Below are 14,537 nucleotides of genomic sequence, written 5' to 3'. Positions count from 1 at the left end.
TTAAGTAAACTCTCGCATTTTGCGAGAGTTTACTTATGTGTTTATATAGTTTTATTAATTTCATGCTCTTTTTCATATTTTAAAAGTCTATTTACTAGTTTATCATAGGCTTCGTCAATTTCCTCAAAGTTCATGTTTTCTATATAGTATTTTTCAAGATCATCATGAAGTTTTTTAGCTGAAGCGATAACAGTTAATCCCTCATTTAATAATTTGTAGAAGATATCTTTATCCTTTTGAACTTCGTCTTTATCCACAAGAGCATAGTCAAGTAAGTTATCCATAAATATCTGAGTTCCAATGAATTTTTTTTGATTTATTTCATTAGACGTAACAAGAGCAGTTTTTAAATCAGGTATGATAATGTGCTCAATTCTTTCTGGAATAAGTGGGTCATGATATACTTCCACAAAAAATCCTCTCTTAATTGCCTCCTCTAATATGAACTTTAAAATCTGTGTTTTACCAGTACCAGGTCCTCCATTTAAGACATATACCTTTTCTGAGCTTTCATAAAGAGAGTCAATAAAGGTTACAATACCATTAGGGGTAAAGGCTGTAGCAAAAAGGTGGCGCTCAGCTCCTATAGAAGCAATTTCGTAGTTTGATAGAATTTTATTCTTTAAGTCTTCCTGTAAAACAGCTAATTTAGACCTATCTAATGCAGTTTTGTTATAGTTACTCCAATCATCATGTATTAGTTTTGATGCTCCTATGAATTTGTAAGCTCGTTGAAAGCGACTTTTGATTTGTTTATTTGTTTTAATAATGTCTTCTCTATATTTCTTAAAGCCATCCTCATTCCAGTGTTGACCCATATTAAGAATTTCATCTACTGCACCTGGATTTTGAGGATCTACTACGTGAGGGGATGTACCGTCTAATATAGCTACATCAAGTCCCTTAATAACTACACCGTCTAGTGAATTGTTATCAGAAGAGCAGTGGTGATACTCAACATCATAACCTTTATCATTAAAAAATGTTCCTATCTTTTTCATAAGAGATGATTTTCCAGTTCCAGGACCACCTTTAATGCAAATCTTCCTCGTTGCTGTATCTTGACTTATAATGTAGTCATAAAAAGAATAAAAGCCGAGAGAAGTATTACCACCTGGAAAAAAGTTTCGAATATTACCTTTCATAATTACACACTCCTACTTAATTACAATCATTATATAATATGCGAAGTGCTGTTATTTTGATTATGTGTATTTGAAAATATATTAAGTTGGATAAATATTTATAAAAAACATAAATTTTGGTATAATTATCTGGTCGTAGTGCAAAGTAATATAAATTATTAAAATAGTGGAGGAATAAAGATGAATGACCAATTAGAAAGGGCACAGGGGCTTATAGACTTCATTTACGAAAGTCCTACAGCTTTTCATGCAGTAGAGTCCATAAGAACAATACTCCTAAATTCAGATTTCACTGAACTTAAGGAAGAAGATAGTTGGAAATTGGAAAAGGGAAAAGGATACTTTTTAGTAAAAAATGAATCAGCAATTGTAGCTTTTGTAGTAGGAAAAGGGGAACTATCCAAAGAGGGCTTTAGAATAATAGGAGCACACACAGATTCTCCAAGTTTTAGAGTTAAACCAAATCCTGATATGGAAGTGGAAGGCTCTTACATAAAGATAAATACAGAAGTTTATGGGGGACCTATCATTAATACATGGCTAGACAGACCACTGTCTTTAGCAGGTAGAGTTGCTTTAAAAAGCGCTAATCCATTCTGTCCTGAAATAAGACTATTAAATATAAAAAGACCTATTTTAGTTATACCTAACTTAGCAATACATATGAATAGAAATATAAATTCAGGTGTAGAATTGAATAAGCAAAAGGATATACTTCCTCTACTCTCACTAGTCAATGAGGAATTTGAAAAAGGAAGGTATCTAATAAAAACTATAGCTGAAGAGTTAGAAGTAAAGGAAGATGATATACTAGATTTTGATTTATTCCTGTATGAATTTGAAAAGGGAAAAATTATTGGCCTAAATAATGAATTTATATCCAGTGGAAGATTGGATGATTTATCTATGGCTTATGCAGGAATAAAGGCATTAACAGAAGGAAAAGCAGGAAATGCTACAAATGTAGCAGTTTGTTTCGATAATGAGGAAGTAGGAAGCACTACAAAACAGGGAGCAGATTCTCCGCTTTTATCAAATACATTAGAGAGGATAAGTATTAGCCTTGGTAAGGATAGAGAAGAATTCTTTAGGTCTCTGTCAAAGTCATTTATAATTTCCAGTGATTTAGGCCACGCGCTACATCCTAACTATGGAGAAAAGTCCGACCCTGTAAACAGACCTATTATTAATAAAGGTCCTATTATCAAGGTAAGTGCAAATCAAAGCTATACTTCAGATAGTGTATCTAGTGCTGTTTATAGAAGCATATGTGGTGAAGCAGGAGTGCCAGTGCAAATTTTTGTAAATCGTTCCGATGAGCGAGGAGGCTCTACTATAGGACCTATATCCTCAAGACATATAAACATATCTTCTGTAGATATTGGAGTTCCAATATTATCAATGCACTCCATAAGAGAATTAGGTGGAGTAAAAGACTACTGCTATGCTGAAGATTCATTTAGAAAATTTTATGAATTATAATATGCAGAGCTCTGTGTATTTTTAAAATTCAATGATTTGTGAATAAAGAAAAAGGTATAAAAAGTAGTTGAAATGTATAATTATTTATGATAAACTAAGTACAATTTAATAGAAGTACTTACCTAGGGTAGAGGTGCTGTGATTAAGAGTATTTATTTTGAGTCTGCAGACGATGAAAAATAAAGAAAGGAATTATAGCCGAAGAAAATAGTTTGGCGAAACTATTTTCTGGCTTTGCATATAATATGTGCAAGGCTGTCACATTCATTTATGAAGGTGGAGAGCTACAAAGGTACACGGAGTTGCATTTAAAAGTTTTTGATGTGCGGCAGAGGTGTTCCTTTGCTGCACTTATTTTTATTCCTTATAGTAAGTTTCTAGAAAGTAAGTAAATTTGAGGGAGTGGTGTTATGGCAGTTGTAGTACAAAAATATGGTGGAAGTTCTGTAGGAACTATAGACAAGATTAAAAAAGTTGCTAATACTGTGGTAAAAAGAAGAGAAGCAGGAGATGATGTAGTTGTTGTAGTTTCTGCTATGGGTGATACCACAGATGATCTTATAGAACTTGCTGGTCAGATTTCAAAAAATCCTGACAAAAGAGAGTTGGATGCTCTTCTCTCTACAGGAGAGATGATGTCTTCAGCGTTATTAGCTATGGCAATTAAAGAATTAGGATATGGTGCTGTTAGCTATACAGCTTATCAAATAGGGATTAAAACAAGTGGTCAATATGGAAAATCTTTAATAGATGATATAGATGGTGACAACATAAAAAGAAGTTTATCAGAAGGAAAAATTGTTATAGTAGCTGGTTTTCAAGGTATTAACCAGGAAGGAGATATTACTACCCTTGGTAGAGGCGGTTCAGATACTACTGCAGTGGCAATTGCTATTAAGTTAGCCGGGGTATGTGAGATTTACACAGACGTAGATGGCATATATGGTGTAGATCCAAGAAAATATAATGCAGCAAAGAAACTAAATGAAATAGATTATGAGGAGATGCTAGAACTTTCAAGTCTTGGAGCTCAAGTAATGCATTCTAGATCAGTGGAGCTTGGACAAAAATATAACATTCCAATTTATGTAGGATTAAGTAACAGTGATATCAAAGGTACAATTATTAAGGGGGTAAGTAACATGAACATGGAAAGTAAGCCAGTAACAGGATTAGCTACAAGTGATGAGGATGTTGCAATAACAATAAGGGATATAAATAACGATATTAATATGATTTCAAGTTTATTTGAAAGTGTTGCAAGTAAGAGGATTAATATTGACATGATAAGTCAAACGGCACCAATAGATAACAGAGTTAATCTATCATTTACAATACCAAAGGCTGATTTAAATGAATGCTTAGAGATAGTTCGAGAGCACTATTCATGCAAGGAAGCAATAGCTATAGATGAGGATATAACTAAGTTTTCCATAGTAGGAATTGGAATGAAAACTACTTCTGGAGTAACAGCTAGAATGTTTAAGTTATTTAGAGAAAATAATATAGAGGTAAAAATGATTACTACTTCAGAGATTAGAATTACTTGTACTATAAAGCAAGATGATAAATTAAGAGCAATAAATGCAATAGCTGGAGAGTTTAACTTATAATTAGTATTTAGGAGGAAAGCCACTATGAGATTAGCAGGTACTATGGAAACAAAAAATAATACACTATATATTGGTGGGGTAAGTACAGTAGATTTAGCAGAAAGGTTTGGTACTCCTCTATATGTTATTGATGAAGAATTAATTAGAAGTCAGTGTAAAAGATATTACAATGCCTTTAAAGGATATGAGAAAAAAAATAAAGTTGCCTATGCTGGAAAAGCCTTTTTAACTTTAGCAATGTGCCAAATAGTTAATGATGAAGGATTATGTCTTGATGTGGTTTCTGGCGGTGAACTTTATACTGCATGGAAAAGCGGGTTTCCTATGAAAAATGTATATTTTCATGGAAACAATAAAACTTCAGAGGAAATAAAGATGGGTATTGAACTTGGTGTTGGGAAATTTGTTGTTGATAACTTATACGAGATTGAAAAGATAAATTCAATAGCAAAGGAACAAAGTAAGGTTCAACAGATTCTTCTTAGAATAACTCCAGGAATTGAAGCTCATACTCATGAATATATAAAAACTGGACAAATAGACTCCAAGTTTGGTTTTACAATATTAAATAACAAAACTATAGATGCAGTAAGGAAAGCAATAGGCCTTTCTAATATTAAATTTGTCGGATTGCATTGTCATATAGGCTCACAAATATTTGATACTAAACCTTATGAAGATGAGGTAGAGATTATGTTATCTATAGTAAAGAATATAAAAGATGAAACAGGCTGTGATATCCAGGAATTAGACTTAGGTGGTGGATTTGGAATATACTACACTACAGGAGATACACCTAAAACCATTGAAGAGTTTTGTGAGGTAATATTAAACAAAGCAGAAGAAGTAGCGAATAAACTAGATATCCAGCTTCCTAGTCTAGTTATAGAACCAGGAAGATCTATTGTAGGTAATGCTGGTACGACTCTTTATACAATAGGTTCTATCAAGGATATTCCAGATGTTAGAAAGTATGTAGCTGTAGATGGAGGAATGACAGATAATATAAGACCTGCATTGTATAACGCACAGTATGAATGTGTTATAGCAAATAATATAGAAAGCACTTTGAAGGAAACTGTGACAATATCAGGAAAGTGTTGTGAGTCAGGAGATATATTATTAAATAATGTAGAAATTTCTAAAGTTAAAAGTGGAGATGTCTTAGCGGTATTAAGTACAGGTGCATATGGCTATTCTATGTCAAGTAATTATAATAAAATACCAAAGCCAGCAGTGGTGTCAGTGAAGGAAGGCAGCACAAAGCTAATTTGCAGACGTCAAAGTTATGAAGAAATTATTCAGAATGAATTATCTATATAATTAAAAAATGCTTAGTAGTAATAAACTACTAGGCATTTTTTAATTATATGTGTAGCAAAAATTACTCAGTTATAAAGTTAATTTATACTTTGTATATTTTAGGGAATAATAAGCAAAGCACAAAGTCTTTTACATGAAAGGATTGATTTTTATGCTTTATATTATTATTGTAGGAATAATCATATTGATTGTGAGTTTTTACATATTGTCAAACAAGGATGAAACAAAAGAACATAACATAATGGATGATATTCCTGTGGTGAACACGAGTAGAGAGGAACTTAAAAAACACGCATTTGAGATATCTAATTATTCCGATGTCACAAGAAAAACTAATTGTAGAAGAAAGTTAATTCAAAACTTAGATGATAGCTATAGAAAAATACTTAGTAGTCATGATTATCTAGATAAGGAGTTTAGAAATAAAAATAATGTAATTCAAGCTTCAGAATGGCTGTTAGATAACCTTTATTTAATACAAAGGGAATATAAGGATATTAAGAGAAATATGCCAGAAGCTTATTATAGAAACCTTCCTGTGTTAAGTAGGGGAATTATGAGGGGATATCCTAGGATTTACTATATAGCCATTGAGTTAGTATCTCACACAGATGGAAAGGTGGATAAAGATGCAATAGAGACTTTCATTAATGCATATCAAAAAAATACTATACTTACTAGTGGAGAATTGTGGGCTTTTCCTACAATGCTTAGAATAGCTTTAATTCAAAATATAAGTAAGATAACTGAACGGATTACATTGATGCAAAGAGAGAGAAAGAAGGCAGAGGTTGTTCTGGAAAGAATCATAAATCCTGTAGGTAATGGAGGTATTTCAGAAGAAATAAGAAAGCTTTCAGAGGAAAAGGTAGACTTTTCTGCTCCTTTCGTTGAAAAATTGTTAAAGGGGTTAAGAGATAATGGGGTGGAAAGTCCAGAAGTATACAAGTGGATAGATCACCAACTGGATAAGTTAGAGCTAAACACGGAAAGAGTAATAAACCTGGAGCATCAAAAGCAATCTGTATATCAAATTTCACTAGGTAATTCAATAACTGGCATAAGAGAGGTAGGGGCGTTAAACTGGAGTGAAAACTTTGAAAGACTAAGTTACTTAGAGAGTATCCTGAGGAAGGATCCATTGCAACTTTATGAGAAGATGGATTTTCAATCAAGAGACCACTATAGACATAGATTAGAAAGATTGGCTAAGTATATAAAGGCTCCAGAATCTTTTATAGCGAAAAAGGCTATTGAATGTGCAGAAGAAGCCTTTCAAAATAAGGATGCTGAGAACTATGAAAAACATGTTGGCTACTACATTATTGATGAAGGTGTAGAGTGCTTAAAGAGAAAAATTGATTATAAAGAAAAGGGAATTAAAAGTATAAGGAGTTTGTTTATAAAAGCAAATGTAAGCTTTTATATAAGAGGTATAGTTTTAGGTACAGTAATATTAACAGTCTTATTGACATATTTAAGTTCACTAAGAGAAACCTATATGGAGAGCTGGAGATATGTGGTTATAGCAATAGTAGCTTTAGTGCCATGTAGTGAGATAGTTATTTCTATATTAAATTGGAGTATAAATAAATTAATTCCTCCTAGGTTTATACCTAAGATAGAATTTGAAAATGGAATTCCAGAAGAATTCAGCACTATAGTAGTAATTCCAACATTGCTTAATGATGAGTCAAAGGTTAAAGCACTAGTAAAAGACTTAGAGGTCTATTATTTAGCGAATAAAGAGAATAATATGTACTTCAGTATTCTAGGAGATTTTAAGGATAGTCACCGTGAGCGTGAAGAGGATGATAAAGTAATAACTGAGAGCGCTTTAAAATTGATAGAGGAATTAAATAAAAAGTACTGTAAAGATGACAATAATATTTTTTATTTTTTTAATAGGTATAGACAATTTAATAAGAAAGAAAATCTTTGGCTTGGCTGGGAAAGAAAACGGGGAAAGCTTATTGAGTTTGGTGCTTTAATTAGAGGAGATAAAAACACAAGTTATAACGTAGTAAGTAGTGATATAAGTAATTTGCAGAAAGTTAAATATATAATAACTCTAGATGCAGATACTAAGTTACCTAGAGATAGTGCAAAAAGATTAATTGGAGCTATGGCTCATATTCTAAACAGACCTTATGTAGATGCTGAAAGGAAAAAAGTATTAAGAGGACACGGTTTGATGCAGCCAAGGATAAGTGTAGGAACCTTAAGCGCTAATAAGACCTTATTTTCTAAAGTTTTTTCAGGAGAAACCGGAATAGATGTATATACAACAGCTATTTCTGACGTATACCAAGACTTATTTGATGAAGGAATTTTCACCGGTAAGGGTATATATGATGTAGATGTCTTTAACCAGTTACTAAAAGATGAAATCCCCGAAAATGCAGTATTAAGCCACGATTTACTAGAAGGATCTTATGTTAGAGCTGCTTTGGTTACGGATATAGAACTCATAGATGGTTACCCAGCTTATTATAATTCAAGTTCTAAAAGACTTCATAGATGGGTTAGAGGAGATTGGCAACTTATACCTTGGCTGTTTAAAAAGACATCTCTGAATAGGCTATCTAAGTGGAAGATCTTTGATAATCTAAGAAGAAGTCTATTGGCTCCGTCAATTATAACTTTAACTATAATTGCTTTGGCTATATTCTCTAGGCCAGATGAATGGCTATTGGTAGCTTTTATTTCACTTATCTGTCCTATATTATTTGATGTATCGGAAGCAGTAGTATCACCAATTAAGGGAATAAGTTTATCAGGAAAAGTGAACAATGGAAAGAATCTGTTAGAACAATTTTTTCTCATATTCTCTTTTCTGCCTTATCAGGCATGGCTAATGCTAGATGCTATAGTTAGAACTTTGTATAGACTTTACATAAGCAAGAAAAATCTACTGCAGTGGCAGACTGCAGAAGATGTAGAACAAAGTACAGGAAGAGAATTAAAAGATTTTATAGTTTCCATGTGGCCAGGAAGTATGATAAGTGTATTCATAGCGTACTTAGCTTTTATGAGTTCCTATGAAACAGGTTTGATAATGCTCCCTTCCTCTATAATTTGGTTTCTTAGCCCGTTGATGGCCTATAGCATAAGCAAGGATATAAAAGTAGATAAAAGGGAATTTACAGAAGAACAGAAAGATACATTAAGAAGACTAAGTAGGAAGACATGGGCATATTTTGAGGACTTTGTAAGTGAAAAAGATAATTGGCTCGCACCAGATAACTATCAAGAAGACCCTGCAAATGGAATCGCCAGTAGAACATCTCCAACTAACATGGGGATGGGATTAACCTCTAATATAGTGGCATATGATCTAGGTTATATTGGAGTACTAGAATTTAAGCAGAGAATTGATAGAGTAGTTACTAGTATGGAATCTCTAGAGAGGTATAAAGGACATTTTTATAATTGGTATGACACCAGAAGCAAGAATCCACTATATCCAAGATATATTTCCACTGTTGACAGTGGAAATCTTGTTAGCTATATATGGCTTGTAAATGAAGCGATAAGGGAACAAATGAATAGTCCGTTACTAAGTAAAAATCTAATTACAGGTCTAGAGGATACTCTAAAGCTTGCTGATGATGAGATAGAAAAGTTATTGGGGTTGAAGGATTTTTATGCTGACTCCTTGATGGAATTAAAAAATAGGGAGTTTAGTGTAGGATTATGGAAGAATATTTTAAGCATTATTTGGGGTAAAGTTATAGATGTGGAAAGAAGAGCTAATCAAATAAATTTATATTGGAATGAAAAACTAAAGCATCAAGTTGGAAAAGGTTTAAATGAACTAAAAAGGTTAACTCCTTGGTTAGAAATTTTAGAACAAAATTTAGATAAGTTTTCTAACTTAGATAAAGTAATAGAGAAGCTATTGCTACAGACTCCAATAAATAAAATTTCCCAGGAGCTTCAATCTCTTGAGGATTATGTTATAGGCTCTTCGCAGAAGCTTTATAAAAATGAAGAATGGATTAATCAATTAGTTCAACTAGTGGATGCAAGTAGAAGAGAACTGAATGACCTTTTAACAAAGATGGATGATTTAATAAGAAGATTAAATAATATAGCAGAAGATACTAGTTTCAGGATGCTCTACGATGAAAAAAGACAGCTTTTTACTATAGGTTATGATGTAGAGAGAGATAGTTTAGGAAACAGTTACTACGATTTATTAGCATCGGAAGCAAGGCAGGCTAGCTTTATAGCTATAGCAAGGGGAGAAGTTAAACAATCTCATTGGTTTGCATTAGGTAGAGCACTAACACTCATAGGTAAAAGCAAAGGTTTAGTATCTTGGACAGGAACGATGTTTGAATATTTAATGCCACTTTTAGTTATGAAAAATTATCCTGATACTCTTCTTGACGAAACTTATAAATCGGTAGTAGAGGGGCAAAAGCGATATGGTATGAAAAGAGGAGTACCTTGGGGAATATCTGAATCAGCATATTACTATTTTGATTTAGGTAAGAATTATCAGTATAAGGCTTTTGGGGTACCAGGTATAGGACTAAAAAGAGGGCTTGCAAATGAACTAGTAATAGCCCCATATGCTACTGTTATGGCTCTTCAGGTAGACTTTAGGGGAGCTTTTGAGAATATAAAGAATCTTATTAATATGGGCTTAGAAGGAAAATATGGTTTTTATGAATCAGTAGACTATACTAAGGAAAGACTTCAAAAGGGATGTGGGAAGGCATTAGTAAAATGTTTTATGGTTCATCATGAAGGTATGAGCCTTATGGCCTTAGATAACGCTTTAAAGAATAATATTTTGCAGCAAAGATTTCATAGAATTCCTGAAGTAAAAGCAACAGAATTACTTTTACAAGAAAAATTAACAAAGGCTGTGGTATATGATAGAGAACAGCAGTATGATAATCCAGATGTTGTAGTAGAAAAGCAGCACATGGCTGTAAGAGAATATAATACAGTTAAAACAGAAATACCGGAAACTCACTTGATTTCAAATGGAAATTATGCTTTGATGATAACCAATAGCGGAAGCGGTTATAGCAAAAATAATGATATGACAATATATAGGTGGAGGGAAGATGCAACAGTAGATGATACTGGAATGTTCTTTTATATAAAGAATTTAAATTGTAATGAGTTCTGGAGTGCCACCTATGAACCTTGCAAATATGAGGGAGAAGAGTATTCTGTAGCATTTTCTCTTGATAAAGCAGAATTTAAAAGGAAGGATGGTAATATAAGAACTCATACAGAAGTTACAGTTTCCACTGAGGATAACGCAGAAGTAAGAAGGATTTCTATAACTAATAGTAGTGAACATCCGAGAGAAGTGGAAATCACCAGTTACTGTGAAGTAACACTAGCACCTTATAATGCAGATTTAGTGCACCCAGCTTTTAGTAACCTCTTTATAAAAACTGAGTTTGTAGATGAACCAGGATGCATACTTGCAAATAGAAGGCCAAGGGCTAAGGGAGATAAAAAGCCCTGGGTAATGCAGACTGTTGCCTTAGAAGGAAATGTCATAGGATCAGTGCAGTATGAAACTAGCAGAGCTAATTTTATAGGAAGGGGTAGAGATTTAACTAATCCTCAGGCTATGGATAACGACGCTCAGTTAGGAATGACAGTGGGAGCTGTGTTGGACCCTATAATTAGTATGAGAGTTAGAGTAAGAATAGAAAAAGGAGAGACCTGTACAGTAGCCTATACAACAGCTGTGGCCAGTTCTAGAGAAGAGATAGTAGAGTTAGGTAGAAAGTACAGTGATATTCAAAATATAAATAGAACCTTTGAGCTTTCCTGGACTGGTGTTCAGGTTGAATTAAAATACTTAGGTATAAAATCATCTCAAGCTAACATATATCAACTTATGGCATCAAAGATACTATTTATTAGCTCTCTGTTTAAAGATAGGGCTGATTATATCACTAAAATAAGCAAAAGCCAATCAGCTTTATGGCCTTATGGAATATCAGGAGATTTACCTATAGTTCTGCTTATAATTAGGGATGAAAAACATATAGATTTGGCAAGACAGCTGTTAAATGCCCATGAATACTGGAGTATAAAGGGATTAAAGGTGGACTTAGTTATTATAAATTTACAAGGAAACTCATATATTCAATCTGTTAATGATACTGTAAGAGATTTGATAAGCTCCAGCCATGCAAGAGATAAGCAAAATAAAGCTGGAGGAGTTTTTCTTCACAATACAGCTACTATTAAGAAGGAGGATATAGAACTGCTTATAGCTATAGCAAGATTAGTTATAGATGGAGATAAAGGTTCATTAATATCCCAGGTTAAAGACAAAGAAGAAAACAAGGAGAGTCTGGACCTACTAGGTGTTAATCCAAAAGAGTATAATACTATCCCTGAAAAGTTACAGATACCTAAACTACATTATTTTAATGGTATAGGAGGCTTTAATTCTGAAGCTAACTCATATGTGATACTGTTAAATAACTATAATAATACTCCTGCACCATGGATAAATGTTATATCTAACGGAAAATTTGGTTTTCATGTTTCTGAAAGTGGTATATCTTACAGCTGGAATAAAAATAGTAGGGAAAACAAACTTACAACTTGGTCAAATGACCCTGTAATGGATAGTGAGGCTGAACAGATATATATAAGAGATGAAGATACAGGGAAGTTATGGAGCATATCTCCTAAGCCTATAAGAGATGAAGGAGAATATTTAATAGAGCACGGCTTTGGTTACTCTACCTTTAAGCATGAGGTTTATGGAATACTAGGAGAAATGACTGTATTTGTTGATATGAATGAAAGAGTTAAATTATCTAAAATAAGGCTAAAAAATAATACTAATGAGGAAAGGAAACTATCTATAAACTACTATGCAAAATTAGTGCTTGGGGTAACTCATGAACAAACTGCACAGTATATATTTACAGGGTTTAATGATGAAGCCCAGTACATATATGCAAAAAATCCTTATAGTGAACATTTTGGTAAGTTAGTATGTTACCTGAAAGTTTTTGGAGGAGAACAGTTAACATATACAGGAAGAAGAGTGGACTTTATCGGAAGAGGAGAAAGTATAAGGCAGCCTAAAGGATTAAAGCTTAATTCCCTTCCCAATACTGTAGGAGCAGGTTTTGATCCCTGTCTTGCAGAAAGTGTTAAAATAACTCTAAACAAAGGAGAGAGCAAAGAGATATTAGTTATGCTTGGTCAGGAAGAAAGTTTTGAAGACATAGAAAGAGTTATAGGAAAGTATATGGAAACTGATAGGGCAGAGAAGGAATTAATTAACGTAAAAACTTACTGGAAGGATCTCCTAGGCACTATTCAGGTAGAAACTCCTGATAAGTCAATGGATTTAATGATAAATGGTTGGCTCATGTATCAGGTTATATCTTGTAGGTACTGGGCAAGAACAGCTTTTTATCAATCTGGTGGAGCTTATGGTTTTAGAGATCAACTTCAGGATGTTATGGCGGTAGGTTACCTGGAACCTGAAATTACGAGAAAGCAGATTATTTACAGTGCTTCTAGACAATATTTAGAGGGAGATGTTCAGCATTGGTGGCATCCTGTAGTAGATAGCGGAATAAGAACAAGATTTTCAGACGACTTACTATGGCTTCCTTTTGTAGTTATAGATTATATACAAAATACTGGAGACCTTAGTATTTTAGATGAAGAGGTAACCTATTTAGAGGATGAAGAGTTAAAAGAAGGGGAGGATGAAAGGTATAATATATCTAGAATATCAGATAAAAAAGGAAACATTTATGAACATTGTGTAAAGGCAATAGAAAGAGGATTAAGATTTGGACCGCATAATATACCTCTTATGGGATCAGGTGACTGGAATGATGGAATGAGTACCGTTGGAAACAAGGGAAAAGGAGAAAGTGTATGGCTTGGATGGTTTTTGTATAGTATATTAGATAACTTTACTGAGCTGTCTAATAAAAAAGAGGATTGGGAAAGAGCAAAAGAATACGAAAGAATGAAAGAATTTATCAGAGAAAACTTAGAGAAAAATGCTTGGGATGGAGGTTGGTATCGAAGAGCATACTTCGATGATGGAACACCTCTAGGTTCTAAACAAAATGATGAGTGTCAGATAGATTCATTATCCCAATCCTGGTCAGTTATATCTGGAGCAGCTAAGGAATCTAGAGCAAAAGAGGCTATGGAAGCCTTACAGAGAAACCTTATAAAAGAAGATAAAGGAATAGTGTTGTTATTAACACCGGCCTTTGATAAATCCTTCCTAGAACCTGGCTATATAAAGGGTTATGTACCGGGAGTAAGAGAAAATGGTGGCCAATACACTCACGCATCTATATGGGTAATTCTAGCTATGGCTAAGATGGGGTTAAATAATGATGCATGGAGAATATTTCACATGATAAATCCTATAAATCATTCAAGGACGTATTTAAATAGTCAGGTTTACAAAGTAGAACCTTATGTTATGACTGCAGATGTCTACGCTGTAGAACCCCATACTGGTAGAGGAGGTTGGAGCTGGTATACCGGTGCTGCTGGATGGATGTATAGAACAGGAATAGAAAGTATATTAGGCTTTAAGTTTGTTGAGAGTAGAGGATTTACTATAGCTCCATGTGTTCCAGATAACTGGCAGCGATATAAAATTTGTTACAGTAGAGGAAAATGCAAATATAATATAAATATTGAAAGAGGAGAAGAAAAAGGAATTTGGCTTGGAGAGAAGTTGCTGAAAGATGGAGTGATTCCTATTCTTCAATCCGGACAGTATGAAGTTAAGGTAGTGATCTAATTAGGAGTAGGTGTGAACTAATTTTTAGTTTACACCTATTAAACTTCTGTTTTAAAATATGCTGCATATAATTATAAATGTAGTATAAGACATACTTTAATACTTGCTAATAATAATTGTTCAAAAAAGAAGGATTTTAGGAATTTATCGAGAATAATTATTAGTAAGTACTAAATGTTTAAG

General features: G+C 33.3%; 5 protein-coding genes and 1 riboswitch. Of the genes, 4 read left to right on the top strand and 1 reads right to left on the bottom strand.

All coding sequences use genetic code 11. From position 1 onward, the window contains the following. Positions 1–41: 41 nt before the first annotated feature. Entirely contained in the window at positions 42–1,145 is a 1,104-nt protein-coding gene (locus N4T77_RS07245) for a PRK06851 family protein (protein WP_261671092.1), read from the bottom strand. A 180-nt stretch (positions 1,146–1,325) separates the two neighbouring features. Between N4T77_RS07245 and N4T77_RS07240 the strand changes: the two genes are divergently transcribed. The 4 genes from N4T77_RS07240 (at position 1,326) to N4T77_RS07225 (ending at position 14,354) form a co-directional block, all read left to right on the top strand. Then, complete coding sequence (locus tag N4T77_RS07240) at positions 1,326–2,627, top strand: M18 family aminopeptidase (protein ID WP_261671091.1); 1,302 nt, start codon at positions 1,326–1,328, stop codon at positions 2,625–2,627. A gap of 120 nt (positions 2,628–2,747) precedes the next feature. After that, positions 2,748–2,922, top strand: a riboswitch (Lysine riboswitch). A gap of 115 nt (positions 2,923–3,037) precedes the next feature. Beyond that, positions 3,038–4,240, top strand: a complete 1,203-nt coding sequence (locus N4T77_RS07235; protein WP_261671090.1) for an aspartate kinase — start codon at positions 3,038–3,040, stop codon at positions 4,238–4,240. A 24-nt stretch (positions 4,241–4,264) separates the two neighbouring features. After that, positions 4,265–5,563 (top strand): diaminopimelate decarboxylase, encoded by a 1,299-nt coding sequence (gene lysA, locus N4T77_RS07230; protein WP_261671089.1) that lies wholly within the window; start codon positions 4,265–4,267, stop codon positions 5,561–5,563. Positions 5,564–5,714: 151 nt separating this feature from the next. Then, positions 5,715–14,354 carry a GH36-type glycosyl hydrolase domain-containing protein gene (locus tag N4T77_RS07225; RefSeq protein WP_261671088.1) on the top strand — a complete coding sequence of 2,880 codons (8,640 nt, stop codon included), beginning with the start codon at positions 5,715–5,717 and terminating at the stop codon, positions 14,352–14,354. Positions 14,355–14,537 lie beyond the last annotated feature (183 nt).

The organism is Clostridium sp. CX1 (assembly GCF_025398335.1).
GTDB classification, from domain to species: Bacteria; Bacillota; Clostridia; order Clostridiales; family Clostridiaceae; genus Clostridium_AM; species Clostridium_AM tanneri.
Note: the sequence above shows the minus strand (reverse complement) of the source record. Positions and strands in the feature narration are given on the sequence as shown.

Coding starts and splice junctions, on each gene's coding strand:
- N4T77_RS07245 (WP_261671092.1), bottom strand. CDS start 1,145: ATGAAAGGTAATATTCGAAACTTTTTTCCAGGTGGTAATACTTCTCTC.
- N4T77_RS07240 (WP_261671091.1), top strand. CDS start 1,326: ATGAATGACCAATTAGAAAGGGCACAGGGGCTTATAGACTTCATTTAC.
- N4T77_RS07235 (WP_261671090.1), top strand. CDS start 3,038: ATGGCAGTTGTAGTACAAAAATATGGTGGAAGTTCTGTAGGAACTATA.
- lysA (WP_261671089.1), top strand. CDS start 4,265: ATGAGATTAGCAGGTACTATGGAAACAAAAAATAATACACTATATATT.
- N4T77_RS07225 (WP_261671088.1), top strand. CDS start 5,715: ATGCTTTATATTATTATTGTAGGAATAATCATATTGATTGTGAGTTTT.